Consider the following 17,185-nt stretch of genomic DNA (forward strand, 5'->3'; position numbering starts at 1 on the left):
GGCTGAGGTGGTGTTCGGCAGAAGCACCGCCAGTCTACACAGTTCAGGTCAGGAACGCATGAGCCAGGACCTCGCCCGCATCAGGGCCTTCGTGCAGGTGTTCGATGCCGGCGGCTTCTCGTCCGCGGCGCGGCAACACGGGCGCTCCAAGGCGCTGCTGTCGAAATATGTCACCGACCTCGAGGATTATCTCGGGGTGCGGCTGATGAACCGGACCACGCGCAAGCTCAGCCTCACCGAAGCCGGCGAAGCCTATTATCGCGAGGCGAGCCAGCTCTTGCAGCAGCTCGACGACCTCGATGCGACGATCTCGGACCAGACGGCCGAACCGCGCGGGCTGGTGCGGGTATCGGCGCCGCGCAACCTCGGTGAAACGACACTGGCGCCGGCGATCTTCGCCTTCATCGCCAGGAACCCGCTGATGTCGGTCGATCTGCGCCTCGAGGATCGCTATGTCGACCTGGTGGAGGAAAGCGTCGATGTGGCGCTGCGCATCTCGACGCTGGCCGATTCCTCGCTGATCGCCCGCAAGATCTCCGATATGCGGCACGTGATCTGTGCCGCGCCGAGCCTCGTCAAGCGGGTCGGCACGCCGACCTCGGGCGAGGCGCTGCGCAACATGCCATGCGTGCTCGATACCAACATGCCCTCGCACAGTTCGTGGCGCTTCATCGAGAACGGCACGCCGGTCTCGGTGCATGTCTCCGGTCCGGCCCGGGTAAATTCTCCGGTGGCCGCCATGCAGGCGGCGCTCGCCGGCCTTGGGTTCGCCGTATTGCCGACCTACCTCGCTGACCCGCTGATCGCCGAAGGGCGGCTGGTTCGCGTGCTCGAGGACAGGATGCCCGAGGGTCCGAGCCTGCAAGCGGTCTATCCGCATCGGCGGCATCTTGCCGGCAAGGTTCGCGCCCTGATCGACCATCTGGTCGCCTGGTTCGCCGACAATCCGGTGAAGTAGGCAAAACAGGGCACGGGGCGTCGATGACGGGTTTGTTGCGCAAGCTGGCGCTGGCTGCGGCCGCCACACTCGGTCTTATCGGCGCCGCCCAGGCCCACCCGCATATCTTCATCGATGCCAAGGCGACGATCGTCTTCAACGATGCGGGCGAACTCACCGAGATCAGGAACGCCTGGACCTTCGACGAAGCCTTCTCGGTCTGGCAGATCCAGGGGCTCGATACCAATAATGACGGCATCACCTCGTCCGCGGAGATGCAGGAGCTGGCCGACGAGAACATCAAGGGTCTCGCGGAATACAATTTTTACACCTCGGCCGGCGAGACCGCGTCATCATTGCCCTTCGCCTCGATGGACGACGCCAAGTTCGTGTTCGCGGATAACCGCTCGACGCTGAGTTTCGGCATCGAGCCGCAGGGGCCGTACCGAATCAAGCACAAGCTCGAGATTGCTGTCGCCGACCCCGAATACTATGTGGCCATCACCTTCCACAGTCCCGCCGACATCACGCTCGAAAACGCTCCGGCCGGCTGCGCGGTGCACCTGGAGCCGCCGCGGGAGTTATCGCCGGATCTGCAGGCGCGGCTGTTCGATCTGCCATCCGATGTGACCAAGCTGCCGCCTGAACTCGAGGCGGCAGTGCGCGGCTCGCAGGGCGCTATCGTCGTCGACTGTTCGAACGCCGCGGCGCCGGCCGCTGCGACGACGGCGCTCGAGGCCGTGACGCAGGTGGCGGAGGCGAAGCCCGCGCTGCCGTTCGGCGGCCCGCCGCCGGAGCCGGGGTTCGTGCTGCCCAAGACCGGTTTCCTCGGCTGGGTCGCGCAGATGCAGTCGGATTTCTACCAGGCGCTGACCGCGGCGCTCGGCAAACTCAAGACCGACTACACGGCCTTCTGGGTGCTGGGCGGGCTGAGCTTTCTCTATGGCGTGTTCCATGCGGCCGGGCCGGGGCACGGCAAGGTGGTGATCGGCTCCTATATGCTGGCCAACGAGCGGCAGGTGCGCCGCGGCATCGGACTGAGCTTTGCCGCGGCGATGATGCAGTCTCTGGTGGCGGTGGTGTTCGTCGGCGTCGCCGCGGCGATCCTCGGGCTGTCGAGTGTCGCCATGGGCACGGCAGTCGGCTGGATCGAGAAGGCGTCTTACGGCCTCGTGGCGCTGCTTGGCCTGTGGCTGATCGCGCGAAAACTGTTCGGCTGGGGTGGGCATTCGCACGATCACGGGCCGGACCTGACGGCCAAGGCGCACCAGCACCTGCATGCCGACGAAGCGCCGAGACACGCGCTGCTCAATGTTCGCAAACAAGACTTGGAGCGGGGGCAGAGCTTCAATTTTCGCACCGGCCTGCAGCCGGCGGGTGGCCCGGCGCTCGACGCCTATGGCCGGCTGCCGGGTGACGCGCATTATGGGCACGACCACGGCGAGCACGATCATGATCATGATCATGATCATGAACACGGCCATCATCACGTGGTGACCGCCGAGCAGACCGGCGGCGACTGGCGCGAACAGCTCGGCGTGGTGCTCGGGGTTGGGCTCAGGCCCTGTTCGGGAGCGCTGGTGGTGCTGGTTTTCGCGCTGAGCCAGGGCATCCTGCTTGCCGGCATTGCCGCAGTGTTCCTGATGGGGCTCGGCACGGCGATCACCGTCTCGGCGCTGGCGGTGCTGGCGGTCGGGGCGAAGGGCTTTGCCACCCGCTATCTGGGCAGCGAAGGCAAGCTCGGCAGCCGCCTTGTCTGGTGGGCGGAGCTCGGCGGGGCGCTGGTGGTGTTTGCTTTTGGCGCGGTGCTGCTGCTCGCCAGTTTCTAGCACGATCGCGCGACAAACCCGCCTCGCCGCGACACCCTTGCACTTGTGTTCGGGGCGCTGCTGATTATGTTGCGCGCCAACAGACCGTTTCCAAACTACAGGCCAGCCCATGGCAACCGGACTTCCTGCCGGACACCCCGCGATCGCGACACCGAAAGTGGGGGTACTGCTGCTCAACCTGGGCACGCCCGATGGCACCGACTACTGGTCGGTGCGCCGCTACCTCAGCGAATTCCTCTCCGACCCGCGGGTGATCGAGTCCCCGCAATGGCTATGGCAGCCGATCCTGCAAGGCGTGGTGCTCAGTACCCGGCCGCAGAAGAGCGGCGCGAACTATGCCCGGATCTGGGACAAGGACGCCAACGAGAGCCCGCTGCGCGTCATCACCCGCAAGCAGGCGACCAAGCTGCAGGAGCGGCTGGGCAAGAACATCATCGTCGATTTCGCCATGCGCTACGGCAACCCATCCACCAAATCGGGCATCGAAGCGCTGCAGGCGGCGGGGTGCCAGAAGATCCTGCTGGCGCCGCTCTATCCGCAATATTCGGCAACGACGACGGCGACGGCCAACGACAAGGCGTTCGATGCGCTGAAGACGCTGCGCTGGCAGCCGGCGGTGCGCACGCTCCCGGCCTATTTCGATGAGCCGGCCTATATCGAGGCGCTGGCGCAGAGCATCGCCGACGGGGTCGCGGCGCTGGATTTCACCCCTGACGTGATCCTCACCTCGTATCACGGCATGCCGGTGCAGTATTTCGAGGCGGGCGACCCCTACCACTGCCAGTGCCTCAAGACGACACGGCTGGTGCGCGAGCACCTGGGCTGGTCCGAGGACAAGCTCAAGGTCACCTTCCAGAGCCGGTTCGGCCCGACCAAGTGGCTCGAGCCCTATACCGACGCCACGCTGATGGCGCTGCCGGCAGAGGGCGTGAAGCGGGTCGCGGTCGTCGCCCCGGCCTTCTCGGTCGATTGCATCGAGACGCTGGAAGAGATCGCCATCACCGGCCGCGAGCAGTTCGAACATGCCGGCGGCGAGCGCTATGCCTATATCCCCTGCCTCAATGACAGCGAGCTGGGGATGACGATGCTGGAAAGCGTGATCCGCAAGGAACTGGCTGGCTGGGTGTAGGGTAGGTTGGCCTCAGTTTCGTCCGGGAACTCGATGTCATCCCAGCGAAGGTTCATATGCGATAAGGCAGGGCCGCGCCCCACCCACCGGGTCATTCCCGCGAAAGCGGGAACCTCTGTTTTGGTGCCTGCCGCACGATCGCAAACGGAGGTCCCCGCTTTCGCGGGGATGACACCGAGTTTGGGGGACTTGCAGAGCCTCTAAGGCGGCGAGGGAGCAGTCAGCGTCCCGAAGTCAGAGCTTCAGATCCTTCAACGGTCCCGCCACCGCCTCCACCATACCCTTGGTGATCGATTGGGTCAGCTCGAAATAGCCGACCCACGGGTCTGGCTCCTGCGCTTTCGCCGCGGCGGCGTCGATCTGGAACAGGTTGGCGGCCTTGATCGTTTCCAGTTCGTCCCAGCCGACCGGCACCGCGCAGGGCGCTCCCGGGCGAGCCCGGGTCGAGAACGGCGCAATCGCCGTGGCGCCGCGCTCGTTGCGCAGGTAATCGACGAACATCCGGCCCTTGCGTTCGACCTTGCGGATATTGGCGGTGAAGCTATCGGGTTCGTTGTCCTCGAGCTTCTGCGCGAAGGTGCGGCAGAACAGTTTGACCAGTGGCCACTCGGTCACCGGCTTGAGTGGTGCGATGACGTGGATGCCTTTGCCCCCGGTGACCATCGGGAAGCTCTCGAGTCCCCATTCAGCGAGCACGTCGCGGATATGGAGCGCCGCCTCGCGGGTGACCTTGAAGTCGAGCCCTTCGTCGGGGTCGATATCGAAGATGATGCGGTCGGGCCTTTCCAGCGTATCGATATGGCTGCCCCAGATGTGGAACTCGAGCGTCGACATCTGCACGCCGGCAAGGATGCCGGCGAGATCGACGACGTAGAAATGATCCTCCTTGTCGCTCTCCTTGAGCTCGATGGCGACGCGCTTCATCGTATCGGGGAAGCCGCCGGTATCGTGCTTCTGAAAGAACGGTTTGCTGCCGCGCGGCACCCGCACCAGGCTGAGCGCGCGCTTTTCGATATGGGGCAGCATGCGCTCGGCGACGGCATCGTAATAGGCGACGAGCTGGCCCTTGGTGACGCCGCCATCGGGCAGCGCCTCGCGGTCGGGGCTGGTGAGCCGGACGCCGAGCCGCTCGGCCACGGCTATTCCCATGTCGTCGGTGAGCTTCATGGCTTTGAGCTTAGCCGCTGATTTCCGCTTTGTCGCCACGGGCTTGGGCGGCTTGGTTTCCAGTTTCACCTGTCGCGCCGGCTTGTCCTGCCTGAGGCCGACAAAGGAGGGGTGGCGCAGCACGCCATCGGGGGTGAACTCGGTGAAGTCGACCTCGCCGACCAGTTCCGGCTCGACCCAGCGGGCGCGCCGTACGATGTCGCGCGGCACGGTTTCGAATGGCGGGGTTTTGCGCGCCCGCTGGTCCAGTTCGGCCTGCAGTTCGGCCGAGCTCTTTTGGGTGAAGCCGGTGCCGACGCGACCGCGATAGACCAGCTTGCCGCCTTCCCAGGTGCCGAGCAGCAGCGAGGCAAAACCCTTGTGTTTGTCGGAGGGGCGCCAGCCGCCGATGACGAATTCCTGCCGGTTGGTGCACTTGATCTTCAGCCAGCTGCGGCTGCGTTCATGCCGGTAGGGTGCGTCGGCGAGCTTGGCGATCACCCCCTCCTGGTGCGCCTCGCACATCGCCTTCAGTACCTGGGCGCCGTGGCCGCGCACATGCTCGGAATATTGGACCTCCGCATCACCCCTGGTTTTCCCAAGGAGCTTCCGCAACCGCTCCTTGCGTTCCAGCAGCGGCAGTTTTTCGAGGTTCTCGCCATCCTGTTCGAGCAGGTCGAAGACGAAATAGACCAGCGGGCCACCGCTCGACAACGCGTCCTTGAGCGTCGAGAAATCGGAGCGGCCGTCCTTGAACGCGCAGATTTCGCCGTCGAGCAGGGCCGCGCCTTTGGTGAGCTTCGACAGCGGTGCAACGAGGCGCTGGAACTGCCGGGTCCAGTCATTGCCGTTGCGGGTGAAGAGCCGCACTTCCGGCCCGGCAACCGCGGCGATGCAGCGGTAGCCGTCATATTTCATCTCGAACAGCCAGTCGTCGCCGCTGGGAACCTCCTCGACCAGCGTCGCCAACTGCGGCTCGCGAAAATCCGGCAGCGCCACCGCTTTGCCACCGGTCCACACCTTGGCGGAGGGTTCGGCCTCGGCCTTCGCCGCCTTGTTCGTTGGTTTCTTGCGCGGCTTGTTGCCCTTGGCGATGCCGGGGAGGTCGCGGCCGGTCTCGACGCTGGTGGTGAACTTCTCGGTCAGCCCATCGGTGTCGCTCGAATAATCGTCGCGGTGCTTGATCAGCAGCCAGTTCTCGCGCGTGCCGTTCCTGGTCTGGTTGTCGCGACCCCTCATGTGGACCAGCACCCACTCGCCCTTCATCCGCTTGCCCTTGAGGGTGAACTTCAGGTCACCGCCGTCGAGCCCCTCGTGCGGATCGCCTGATGGTTCCCAGGTACCTTCGTCCCACAGCATCACTGTGCCGCCGCCATACTCGCCCTCGGGGATGGTGCCCTCGAAGTCGCCATAGTCGAGCGGGTGATCCTCGACCCGCACCGCCAGCCGCTTGTCGGCCGGGTTGGTGGAGGGGCCCTTGGTGATAGCCCAGCTCTTCAGCACGCCGTCGAGCTCGAGGCGGAAATCATAGTGGAGCCGCGTCGCGTCGTGCTTCTGCACCACGAAGCGCAGCGGATTGCCTTTCCTGGCACGCTTGGCCTTCGTCCCCGAAGGTTCAGCGGTTTTGGCGAAGTCGCGCTTCGCCCGATAGTCCTTGAGCTGCTCGTTCGGGGTGGTGGCCATCTCAGCTCGCCTTCTTGCGCGGCGCCGACTTGGCCGGAGCCTTGCGCGCCGCTGTCGCAGCCGGCTTGGCCTTGCCGCCCTCGAGGCTCTTTTTCAGCGCCGCCATCAGGTCGACGACGTTGTCGCCGCGCGGGCTGCGCGAGGGTTCCTCGACCTCGGTGGTGATCCTGCGGCCCTTCGATTTCAGCTTGCGCTGGATCAGCTCACGCAGCGCCGCTTGATAGTGATCCTTGAAGGCCTTGGGGTCGAACTTCTCGGTCGTCTTTTCGATCAGCGCCGTCGCCACATCGAGCAGGTCGTCGTCGGTGGATTTGGCGGGGATATCGGAAAAGAAGCTGTCGGACTTCTTCAGCTCATCCTCGTAGTGCAGCGTCTCGAGCAGGATGCCCTTGCCGCAGGGCTTGATCGAAACGAGGTACTCCTTGCCGCGTAGCGCCAGCTGTCCGATCCCCACTTTCTTGGCCTTGCGCAACGCATCCCGCACCACGCGAAAGGCGTCTTCGGCGAGTTCGTCGGCCGGGGTCAGATAGTAGGGCGTATCGAAATACATCGGCGGGATCTCGTCCTCGTCGACGAACTGCACCAGCTCGAGGGTCTTGCGCGTCTCGAGCTTCACCGCGTCGATCTCGTCGTCGGTGAGCAGCACATAGTCGCCCTTGTTGTACTCGAAGCCCTTGCGGATCTCGTCCTTTTCCACCGGACCGACGCCGTCGACGACCTTCTCGTAGTGGATCGGCTTGCCGGTCGGCTCGTGGATCTGACGGAAGCTCGGTTTGGCGCCGGACTTCGTCGCGGTGAACATCTCGACCGGGATCGAGACGAGGGAGAGGCGCAACTGGCCTTTCCAGATCGGACGGGTGGCAGGCATGGGGTCAACTCGCGAACGATTGCTTTGTGGTTCAACGGGATTTGCTACCCGAGTGTTCCCACCGGATTCGGGGGCTCGACATTGCGCGGACTCCGGCGGGCACATACATGTTTGCCAACGGGTCGGGCATGGAAGGGGACGAGACGATGGACTTTCTGGAACTCGACGGGTTGAGCCTGACACTTATTGCGCTTGGCGTACTGGCGGTGCTGGTGCTGTTCGCGGGCGCCAAGGTGGTGCCGCAGGGCTACAACTTCACCGTGGAGCGGTTCGGCCGCTACATCCGCACCCTGAAACCCGGGTTGAGCCTGATCATTCCGTTCGTCGACGGCGTCGGCCGCAAGATGAACATGATGGAGCAGGTGGTCGACGTGCCGCACCAGGAAGTGATCACCCGCGACAACGCCACGGTCACCGTCAACGGCGTCAATTTCTATCAGATCTTCGATGCCGCGGCCGCGGCCTACGAGGTGGCGCAGCTCGAGCTGGCGGTGCAGAACCTGACCATGACCAACATCCGTACGGTGATGGGTTCGATGGATCTCGACCAGCTGCTTTCGAACCGCGACGAGATCAACCAGCGCCTGCTCAAAGTGGTGGATGCCGCGGTGCAGCCGTGGGGGCTCAAGATCACCCGCATCGAGATCAAGGATATCGATCCGCCCAAGGACCTGGTTGAGTCGATGGGCCGGCAGATGAAGGCCGAGCGCGAGAAGCGCGCGCTCATCCTCGAAGCTGAGGGCAAGCGGCAGGCCTCGATCCTGCAGGCCGAAGGCCAGAAGCAGAGCCAGGTGCTGGAAGCCGAGGGCCGGCGCGAAGCGGCATTCCGTGATGCGGAAGCGCGCGAGCGTTCCGCCGAAGCCGAGGCCAAGGCCACCGAAGTGGTGTCCAACGCCATTGCCTCGGGCAGTGTGCAGGCGATCAATTATTTCGTCGCCAACAACTACATCAAGGCGCTCGAAAGCCTCGCCAAGTCGCCCAACCAGAAGATCCTGATGCTGCCGGTCGAGGCGGCCAGCGTCATCGGTGCCCTCGGCGGCATCGCCGAGATCGCCAAGGAAACCTTCGGCGCCGAAAAGCCGGCCACCCGGCCGGTCGGCGGCCGTCCACCGTCCACCACTTAACCGGCACTGGGTTTGTTTTGTCGCGCTTTCGAACCGGAAAAGTCTGCAACTTTTCCTGAAAGCGCTCCAGCGGAGGAGGCAGACATGCAGGTCATCGACTTCATTGCTACCCACGGGGCGTGGTCCTGGGTGGTGGCCGGGCTGATCCTCCTGGCGCTCGAACTGGTGGTGCCGGGTGGGGTGCTGGTCTGGCTCGGCGGTGCGGCGCTGGTCACCGGGGTGCTGGCGCTGTTCGTCAGCATTTTCTGGCCGCTGCAGTTCGTCATCTTCGGCGCCCTGGCGCTGGCCAGTATCGGGCTGTGGCTGAAGTTCCGCGGCCCGGGTGTGGCGTCCGACCGGCCGTTCCTCAACCAGCGCGCCAACCGCTTCATCGGCCAGGAAGCGGTGCTCGACGAGCCGATCCGTGACGGCATCGGCCGGATCGCGCTCGATGACACCGTGTGGCGCGTGCAAGGCCCCGATCTTGCGGCCGGCTCGCGCGTCCGGATCATCGAGGCGGATGGGGCCCTGCTCAGGGTCGAGGCTGTTTAGGACCGCCCGGACAAGGTTTCCTTAACCATAAGCTGCAAGGGTTCGTTGACCATTATCGCCCGAGGCAGTGCAGCAGATGCGAACGAGGAAAGCCGGCTTTGCCGTCAGCGCTGCAGCGCTGGCGCTGCTCGCGATTCCCGCTGCTGCGGGCGAGTTCACGCCGCTCGGCGACGGCTCGGCGACCAATAATGCCGATCTCACGGGTAACCCGGCGATCGACTGCGCCAACTGCGTCGCGACGCCGCCCTATGAATGGGGGAACGAACCGTTCGAGCTCGACTGGAGCCTCGGCCTTCGCGGCGGCATCAAGGATGAGGGAACCGGCGACGGCCCCACCTATGAGCTGATCGCGCTACCGAGCGTGACGTTGAAGCATGAGACCATCCGCGGCGGCTACGATGTCGGGCTGAGCGGCGAGCTCGGCTACGAGGTCGACGGCAGCGCCCGCATCGGCTCGATCACCGGCACGGCCGGGGGTGAGTACAAGCTTGACGCGCTGACGACGCTCGCCGGGCGGGGCAACCTCAAGGTGTCGCAGGACGATGCAAACGGCCCGGACTATGCCGATAACGTCGCTTCCGCGCCGGTCGTCGTGTCCGGCGATGGCGAGGTCAGCGCGGCACGTGACCTCGGGGCGTTCAACCTGGCGGTGCGTGGCAGCGCCGGCCGCGAGGTCTATGGCGAGACCGTCTATGACGACAACTCGACCGCCGACAACAGCTTCCAGAACACCACGGCCTATGGCGCCGGCGCCCGGCTTGGCTACGAGCTGACGCCCGGCCTTGTCGCCTTTGTCGACGTGGAAGCGGATTACCTCGCCTATGACGCGCCCTCGCCGAGCCTCCTGGTGAAGCTCGACAACGTCACCTATGCCGGTCGCGGCGGGCTCAGCGCCAAATTCAACGAGAGGCTGGAGCTCGAGGGCTCACTGGGCTTCGGCTACACCGATCTCACCGATGGCTCGCTCAGCGATTTCTCGGCCGTACTGTATGACGCCAAGGCGGTGTTTCGGCCGGACGAGACGCTGACGCTGACCGGCGCCTTCACCACGACGATCTCGCAGCCGGGCACCACGTCGGGCGCCACGGCGAAGCTCACCTACGCCGCCACCGGTCAGCTCGACTACCTGGTCAACCCGTGGCTGAAGTTGCGCGCCGATGCGCAGTGGAGCGAAGCGCATTACCAGGGCATCGACAACGACGAGTACAACTGGGGCTTTGGCGTCGGGGCAGATTACCTGCTCAACGAGCACACCGACCTTACGGCCGATTACAGTTTCCTCAGGACTGAGAAGACCCCGGCGCCGGCCACCGACGAGCATCAGGTGACGGTGGGGGTAAAGTTCCACCGGTAGAGTGCTGCGCGATATTGTTGCACTATTTGCCCCGACACTCGGTGTGCGAACCGAGGCTGTGCAAGTCCCCCAGAACTCGGTGTCATCCCCGCGAAAGCGGGGACCTCCGCTTGCGATCGTGCGGCAGGCACCAAAACAGAGGTTCCCGCTTTCGCGGGAATGACCCGGTGAGTGGGGCACACCCCGGTGGGGGAGGTGATGAGGAGGGCCATCTCGCCGTTGGTGAGATACTCTAAATCAGATGCCGGATCTGCTTGCGGAACGCCTCGGAGAGGTCGGGCCGGTCGAGTGCGAACACCACGTTGGCGGTGAGGAAACCGAGCTTTGAGCCGCAGTCGAAGGACTGGCCCTTGTACTTGACGCCGCTGAAGTGCTGCTGGGTCATCAGCGTCTGCATGGCGTCGGTGAGCTGGATCTCGCCGCCGGCACCGCGCTCCTGGTCGGCGATCAGGGAGAAGATCTGCGGCTGGAGGATATAGCGGCCGGAAATGATCAGGTTGGAGGGCGCGTCCTCCCGCTTCGGCTTTTCCACCATGCCGGTGATGCGGAAGCCTTCGTCCGGGCCGGCGCCACGCGCCACGACACCATAGGACGAGACATCTTCCATCGGCACTTCCTCGACGGCGATGACGTTGCCGCCGCTCGTCTCGTAGGCGTCCATCATCTGCCGGAGCACGCCGGGGACGCCCTTGAACACCATGTCGGGCAGCAGCAGCGCGAAGGGCTGGTCGCCCACCAGCTCGCGGGCGCACCAGACGGCGTGGCCGAGCCCCAGCGGCTCCTGCTGGCGGGTGAAGCTGGTCTGGCCGGCCGAGGGCAGGTCCTGCTGCAGCTCGCTCAGCGCCTCGGTCTTGCCGCGGATCTCGAGCGTGTGCTCGAGTTCGTACTGCCGGTCGAAGTGATCCTCGATGACGCCCTTGTTGCGGCCGGTGACGAACACGAAGTGCTCGATCCCCGCCTCGCGCGCTTCATCCACCGCGTACTGGATCAGCGGGCGATCGACCACGGTCAGCATTTCCTTGGGCATCGCCTTGGTGGCGGGCAGGAAACGGGTGCCGAGACCCGCAACCGGGAACACGGCGGTGCGCACGCGATTGGGCAAGGAGGACTCCTGAAAAGGCGGGAGAGAAGGCAATAGGCGGGCTATAAGGCGTTTCTTAGCACCTCGCAAATTAGCGTCCACGCCATTAATTTCTGGTTTGAGGGTTGGGGACCATGACGGTTCTGATCACAGGCGGCGCCGGCTATATCGGCAGTCACATGGTGCTGCGGCTTGCCGATGCCGGGCAGGCGGTGGTGGTGCTCGACAACCTCACCACCGGCTTCGACTGGGCCATCGACCACCGGGCGACGTTCGTTCAGGGCAATGCCGGTGACATGGAACTGGTCGGCAAACTCATCGCCGAGCATGGCATCACCGAGATCGTGCATTTCGCCGGCTCGATCGTGGTGCCGGAATCGGTCAGCGATCCCCTGAAATACTACGCCAACAACACCGCGACCTCGCGCAACCTGATCGAGGCGGCGGTGAAGGGCGGGGTGAAGCACTTCATCTTCTCCTCGACCGCGGCGGTTTACGGCAGTGCCGGGCTCGAGCCGGTGGCCGAGACCAGCCAGCTGATGCCGGAATCGCCCTATGGCCGCTCCAAGCTGATGACCGAGTTGATGCTGGCCGATGTGGCGGCAGCGCACCCCTTGACCTACGGGGTGCTGCGCTACTTCAACGTCGCGGGCGCCGACCCCAAAAAGCGCAGCGGGCAATCCTCACCGACCGCCACGCACCTGATCAAGGTCGCCGCGCAGGCGGCGCTGGGCCAGCGGCCGAGCATGGGGATCTTCGGCACCGACTTCCCGACCCCCGACGGCACCGGGGTGCGTGACTACATCCATGTCAGCGACCTCTGCGAGGCGCACGCGCTGCTGCTCGAATACCTGCGCAAGGGCGGCGCCTCGGTCACCATGAACTGCGGCTATGGCCGCGGCTTTTCGGTGCGCGACGTGGTGCGCACGGTCAAAGCGGTGTCGGGCGTCGACTTCAAGGTGGTCGAAGAGCCCCGCCGCGCCGGCGATCCGGCCTCGATCGTCGCCAAGGCCGACAAGGTGCGGCAGGTGCTGGGCTGGAAGCCGGCGCATGACGACCTCACCGAGATCGTTGACGCGGCGCTGAACTGGGAGCGCTATTTAGCCACACGAAACAGGTAGCGATTCGCCATGCAACGTCACCTCGCCTTCGTCGTCGCGTTCCTTGGTCTCATCTCGCCGGCCTTCGCTCAACCGGTCGAGAGCTTTGAGTCCTTCATCAAGAATTTTGAAGCGACGGCGGTGGCGGCGGGTGTCACCCATGAGACCTACGCTAAGGCGATGTACGGGCTGAAGCCCGATGCGAATGTGCCGGCGCTGGTGACGGCGCAGCCCGAGTTCACCACGCCGCTGTGGGACTACATCGAAAAGCGCGTCACCGAGTGGCGCCTCGACAAGGGCAAGGAAGCGATCGCGCAAAACCAGGCGCTGCTGACGGCGACTGGCGAGAAATATGGCGTTGATCCTTATCTGCTGGCCTCGATCTGGGGCATCGAGACCAATTACGGCCGGGTGCTTGGCGATCCCCAGTACATCCGGCCGATCATCCCTTCCCTCGCAACGCTGGTGCATCAGCGACGCGTTCGGCTCGAAGGCGACACGGCGGACCTGATTGCGGCGCTGCTCTTGGTGCAACGCGGGCCGCTCGACGCCACCAAGCTGGTCGGCAGCTGGGCCGGCGCCATCGGGCATCTGCAAGTCAACCCGAGCAACGTCATCAAGTACGGCACGGATGGCGATGGCGACGGCGCGGTCGACCTGCACAACTCGCTGGCCGATGCGCTGGCGACGTCCGCTGTGTACATCATAGGCCTGGGGTACAAGCCGGGCCTCGACTGGGGCTACGAGGTCGACGTGCCGGCCGGGTTCGACTACCTGCTGGCGACGCGCGACCAGTTGCGGCCCATCTCGTTCTTTGCCGAGCTCGGGGTAAAGCGGGTCGGTGGCGCCAGCTTCAACGATAGCTCGATCCCGGTATTCCTCTACGCTCCGACCGGGGCGAAGGGGCCGAAATTCCTGATGACGAACAACTACCTGATCCTCAAGGGCTACAATTTCTCCGACAGCTACGCGATGGCGATTTCGCATCTCGAGGACCGGCTGCAGGGCCGTGGCGAGTACGTCACCGCCTGGCCGCGGGACACGCAATTCCCCAATCTCGAGCAGCGCCGGGGGATCCAGGAAGCGCTGATCAAGCTCGGGCTCTATGAGGGCAAGGTCGACGGGCGCATCGGGCCGGTCAGCCAGGCTGCCTATGCCAAGTTCCAGGCCTCGAAGGGCGAGGTGGCGGACGGGTTCATCACGCTGCACAGCTATGAAGAGCTGGTGGCTGCTGCCGCTGCTGCTGGGCAATAACTGCGTTCTCGGCCAACCACCGCAGCTTCATCAAACTCGATGACGCCGGTGGGGGCGGAGGGTTGGTCGCTCTCTCGGGACATGGCAAGCGATGCCCGCTGTTAGGGAAGCAGAGCACTCCCCGGTAGATTTATCGCGAGCGGTCTTCAATTCACCGCCGTTCGTCAGCTAAATGGCTGCCATGCAGAAGAAACCCAACCGGTTCGTGCTCTGGGTCGTTGGCGCCGTGGTGGCGGCGCTGGTGCTTACCGACATGCTGCCGATGTTCGCGCAGGCGCGCGAGGCCGAGTTCGTCGTGCCGGCGATCACCCAGCAGCTCGATGACGGGCGCATTCTCGTGGCGCAGCGAGAACAGCCGGCGCCGCGCAAGAAGCGGCGGACGCTGATGGACCTGCTGTTCGGCGATGACGAGCAGCAGCAGGAAGAAGCCCCGGTGGTCGAAAAGCCGGTGGTGAAAAAGCAGAAGAAGGCGGCGCTGCCGCCGCCGGAAAAGCCCAAGATCGAGAAGGCGCTCGGCGCGACCCGGCTTGCCGTGTTCGGCGACTCGATGGCGACCGATGTCGGCAAGGCATTGGAGCGCTTCTATGCCGAGGACCCGAACATCTCGATCCTGACGCAGGGCGTCGGCTCGTCGAGCTTCGTCAGGCCGGATTTCTTCGACTGGCCCAAGACCATCGGTGAGCAGATTACCGGCAACGGCTTCGACATCGCGGTCGTCATCATCGGCATCAACGACCGGCAGAAGATGCGCCTCAATGGCGAGGTCTATGGCTCGCTGACGCCGGAATGGACCACCGAGTATTCGGCCCGCGTCACCAATGTGGTGAAGGCGCTGCGCGCCGCCAACAAGCCGACGATCTGGATCGGGCTGCCGCCGATGGAAGCGCCGAAGTTCGGCAAGGCGATGATCCAGGTCAATGAGATCCAGCGCCTCGCGGCGTTCAGCGGGGGCGCCGAGTTTCTCGATATCTATGAGAAGTTCGCCACCGAAGAGGGTGGCTACACGGCGCGTGGGCCCGACCTCAACGGTAACCAGGTGCGCATGCGCAAGGAAGACGGCATCCACTTCTCCGCCGCCGGCGCCGACAAGCTGGCCTTCTACCTGAGCCAGAGCCTCAAGAACTACTATCGCGGCGGCGGCACGGTGGGGATCGAAGTCGCCGATCCGCTGCTCGGCACCGACGCGCAGCTGATGATGCGCCCGCCCTATCAGGGGCTGGGGCAGATGAAGCTGCTCGAAGTGGCAGGCGCGGTGATCTCGCTCACCAATACGCCGCGGCGCGCTGCCGACCTGGTGACGGCCGACATGGCCGATGCGGCGACCGTCGGGTTCGATCTGACGCAGATGATCGAGGCGCCGGTCGGACGCGCCGATGCGTTCGGTGTCGGCAAGGTCGAGAACCCGAACCCGAAATGAAGCGCCGCGCCGTTCTTGCCGGCCTTGCCCTTATCGCAGGAGCCGTTCCCGCCATGGCCGATGACCAGGCTTTCCTCGCCGCCGCGCGCGACAATGATGCCGCAGTTCTCATCCAATTGCTGGCGGCCGGGCAAACAGTGGACGTGCGCGACAGCGGCGGCCGCACGGCGCTGCTGGTCGCGACCCACGCCAATGCGCTCGAGGCGGCGCGGGTCCTGATCGAAACGGGCGCCGACGTCAACGCCAAGGACGACAGCAAGGACACGCCGTACCTCTATGCCGGCGCCGAGGGGCGGACCGAGATCCTGAAGCTGCTGCTGGCGGCCGGCGCCAACCTCAAGGATACCAACCGCTTCGGCGGCACGGCGCTGATTCCGGCGGCCGAGAAGGGACATCCCGAGAATGTGCGGTTGCTGCTCGCGGCAGGAGTCGACCCCAACCATGTCAACGGGCTCGGCTGGACGGCGCTGCTCGAGGCGGTGATCCTCACCGATGGTGGGTCGACCTACCAGGAGATCGTCGCCGACCTGATCAAGGGCGGCGCCGATGTGAACCTCGCCGACGGAGATGGGGTGACGCCGCTGGCCCATGCGAGGGCGCGTGGCTATGCCGAGATCGCCGGGTTGCTCGAGGCGGCGGGCGCGAAGTAGCGCTTCAGAACGCTCACGCCTCGCCAGCCGCGGCTATCAGGTTGGTGCGAAGGTTGGTGATGCCGCGCTGCAGGATGCGGAACTCGTCCCTGTTCAGCCCGGCCGCCTTGTAGGTGATCTTCGACAGCTCGCGGGCCTTCTCGCGCAATTGCCGGCCGGTTTCTGTGAGCCGCACGAAGACCATCCGCTCATCCTCAGTGCCACGCGTCCGCGTGACGTAACCCATCACCTCGAGCCGCTTGAGCATCGGGGTCACCGTGCTCGGCTCGAGGAACAGCTTGTCGCTCAGCCCTTTGACGGTCTGCTCGTCCTGTTCCCATAGGGCGACGATGGCGATGTATTGCGGGTAGGTGAGCCCGAGTTCCTCCAGCACGGGCTTATAGACCCGCGAGTAGGCGAGGTTGGCCGAGTAGACGGCAAAGCACATGAAGTCGGCGAGGCCCGCTTCCTGGTCACGCTGCGGTTCGGCCATCGGAGAGCTCCGTTCGCAAAATCATTATCGCGATAACTTTTTGCTTGTACGGCTGCATGAGCTGTGACACAAGTCGCGCCGTAATGATTATCGCGATAACTAAATGGTGGTGTTGGCGCGGCCTGCCAAGCCCCGATGTGAAACGAACGGAAGAGCAATGAACCAGATTGAAAAGACCCTCTATACCGGCCGCACCCATACCAGCGGGGGCCGTGCCGGCACGGCGCGCAGCTCGGACGGCGCGCTCGACGTGGCGCTGTCGCCGCCGGGCTTCGGCAGCGGCACCAATCCCGAGCAGTTGTTCGCTGCCGGCTGGTCGGCGTGCTTTCTCGGCGCGATCGGCGCGGTGGCCAGCAAGCTCAAGGTGGCGCTGCCGGCCGAGCGCACGGTGGATGCGGAAGTCGACCTGGTGATGGAAGGCGAGCAGTACGGCCTGAGGGCCCGGCTCAATGTCAGCCTGCCGGGCCTCGAGCGCGAGCTCGCCGAACAGCTGGTCGCCGCGGCGCACCAGACCTGCCCCTACTCCAAGGCGACGCGCGGGAATATTCCGGTCGAGATCAACGTGGTCTGAGGTCTTTCGAGCGGCTGGTGCGTGGGGCACCCCCCTCCC

The 17,185-nt window shown here is 64.9% G+C and carries 15 protein-coding genes; 11 read left to right on the forward strand and 4 right to left on the reverse strand.

Annotation, left to right across the window (positions count from 1 at the left end):
- Window positions 1-58 precede the first annotated feature (58 nt).
- The 3 genes from ASC68_RS19415 to hemH all read left to right on the forward strand — a co-directional run bounded on the left by ASC68_RS19415 (window position 59) and on the right by hemH (window position 3,895).
- Entirely contained in the window at window positions 59-958 is a 900-nt protein-coding gene (locus tag ASC68_RS19415) for a LysR family transcriptional regulator (RefSeq protein WP_055882936.1), read from the forward strand.
- Between the two features lie 23 nt (window positions 959-981).
- On the forward strand, window positions 982-2,766 hold the full coding sequence (locus ASC68_RS19420; protein WP_082528302.1) for a DUF1007 family protein: 1,785 nt from the start codon (window positions 982-984) through the stop codon (window positions 2,764-2,766).
- Window positions 2,767-2,875: 109 nt separating this feature from the next.
- Window positions 2,876-3,895, forward strand: a complete 1,020-nt coding sequence (hemH, locus tag ASC68_RS19425) for a ferrochelatase (RefSeq protein ID WP_055882939.1) — start codon at window positions 2,876-2,878, stop codon at window positions 3,893-3,895.
- A gap of 234 nt (window positions 3,896-4,129) precedes the next feature.
- On the opposite strand, the gene ligD is transcribed toward hemH, so the two are convergent.
- Both ligD and ASC68_RS19435 read right to left on the reverse strand, forming a co-directional pair.
- Window positions 4,130-6,724: a DNA ligase D gene (ligD, locus tag ASC68_RS19430; protein WP_055882941.1), complete on the reverse strand. Its 2,595-nt coding sequence runs from the start codon at window positions 6,722-6,724 to the stop codon at window positions 4,130-4,132.
- A 1-nt stretch (window position 6,725) separates the two neighbouring features.
- A complete protein-coding gene (locus tag ASC68_RS19435) occupies window positions 6,726-7,592 on the reverse strand; it encodes a Ku protein (RefSeq protein ID WP_055882943.1) in 867 nt (288 codons plus the stop codon).
- A 146-nt stretch (window positions 7,593-7,738) separates the two neighbouring features.
- Between ASC68_RS19435 and ASC68_RS19440 the strand changes: the two genes are divergently transcribed.
- The 3 genes from ASC68_RS19440 (at window position 7,739) to ASC68_RS19450 (ending at window position 10,601) form a co-directional block, all read left to right on the forward strand.
- On the forward strand, window positions 7,739-8,716 hold the full coding sequence (locus ASC68_RS19440) for an SPFH domain-containing protein (RefSeq protein WP_055883302.1): 978 nt from the start codon (window positions 7,739-7,741) through the stop codon (window positions 8,714-8,716).
- 84 nt (window positions 8,717-8,800) lie between these two features.
- Window positions 8,801-9,247, forward strand: coding sequence for an NfeD family protein (locus ASC68_RS19445; RefSeq protein WP_055882944.1), 447 nt, complete (start codon window positions 8,801-8,803; stop codon window positions 9,245-9,247).
- A gap of 76 nt (window positions 9,248-9,323) precedes the next feature.
- Window positions 9,324-10,601 (forward strand): outer membrane beta-barrel protein, encoded by a 1,278-nt coding sequence (locus tag ASC68_RS19450; RefSeq protein WP_055882946.1) that lies wholly within the window; start codon window positions 9,324-9,326, stop codon window positions 10,599-10,601.
- A gap of 232 nt (window positions 10,602-10,833) precedes the next feature.
- Here ASC68_RS19450 and galU read toward each other — a convergent pair whose 3' ends face one another.
- Entirely contained in the window at window positions 10,834-11,703 is an 870-nt protein-coding gene (gene galU, locus ASC68_RS19455) for a UTP--glucose-1-phosphate uridylyltransferase GalU (RefSeq protein ID WP_055882948.1), read from the reverse strand.
- 113 nt (window positions 11,704-11,816) lie between these two features.
- Here galU and galE point away from each other — a divergent pair, with 113 nt between their 5' ends.
- From galE to ASC68_RS19475, 4 genes are all read left to right on the forward strand, one after another.
- Window positions 11,817-12,803 (forward strand): UDP-glucose 4-epimerase GalE, encoded by a 987-nt coding sequence (gene galE, locus ASC68_RS19460; RefSeq protein ID WP_055882950.1) that lies wholly within the window; start codon window positions 11,817-11,819, stop codon window positions 12,801-12,803.
- A gap of 9 nt (window positions 12,804-12,812) precedes the next feature.
- Complete coding sequence (locus ASC68_RS19465) at window positions 12,813-14,036, forward strand: lytic murein transglycosylase (RefSeq protein WP_055882952.1); 1,224 nt, start codon at window positions 12,813-12,815, stop codon at window positions 14,034-14,036.
- 181 nt (window positions 14,037-14,217) lie between these two features.
- Window positions 14,218-15,453: a DUF459 domain-containing protein gene (locus ASC68_RS19470; protein WP_197421309.1), complete on the forward strand. Its 1,236-nt coding sequence runs from the start codon at window positions 14,218-14,220 to the stop codon at window positions 15,451-15,453.
- Entirely contained in the window at window positions 15,450-16,103 is a 654-nt protein-coding gene (locus ASC68_RS19475; RefSeq protein WP_055882955.1) for an ankyrin repeat domain-containing protein, read from the forward strand. The genes ASC68_RS19470 and ASC68_RS19475 overlap by 4 nt, the downstream gene beginning before the upstream one ends.
- 13 nt (window positions 16,104-16,116) lie before the next feature.
- Here ASC68_RS19475 and ASC68_RS19480 read toward each other — a convergent pair whose 3' ends face one another.
- A complete protein-coding gene (locus ASC68_RS19480; RefSeq protein ID WP_055882957.1) occupies window positions 16,117-16,575 on the reverse strand; it encodes a MarR family transcriptional regulator in 459 nt (152 codons plus the stop codon).
- Between the two features lie 157 nt (window positions 16,576-16,732).
- Here ASC68_RS19480 and ASC68_RS19485 point away from each other — a divergent pair, with 157 nt between their 5' ends.
- A complete protein-coding gene (locus tag ASC68_RS19485) occupies window positions 16,733-17,146 on the forward strand; it encodes an organic hydroperoxide resistance protein (protein ID WP_055882959.1) in 414 nt (137 codons plus the stop codon).
- Window positions 17,147-17,185: the final 39 nt, after the last annotated feature.

The sequence above is a fragment of the Devosia sp. Root105 genome (assembly GCF_001424865.1).
In the GTDB taxonomy this organism is placed as follows: domain Bacteria; phylum Pseudomonadota; class Alphaproteobacteria; order Rhizobiales; family Devosiaceae; genus Devosia_A.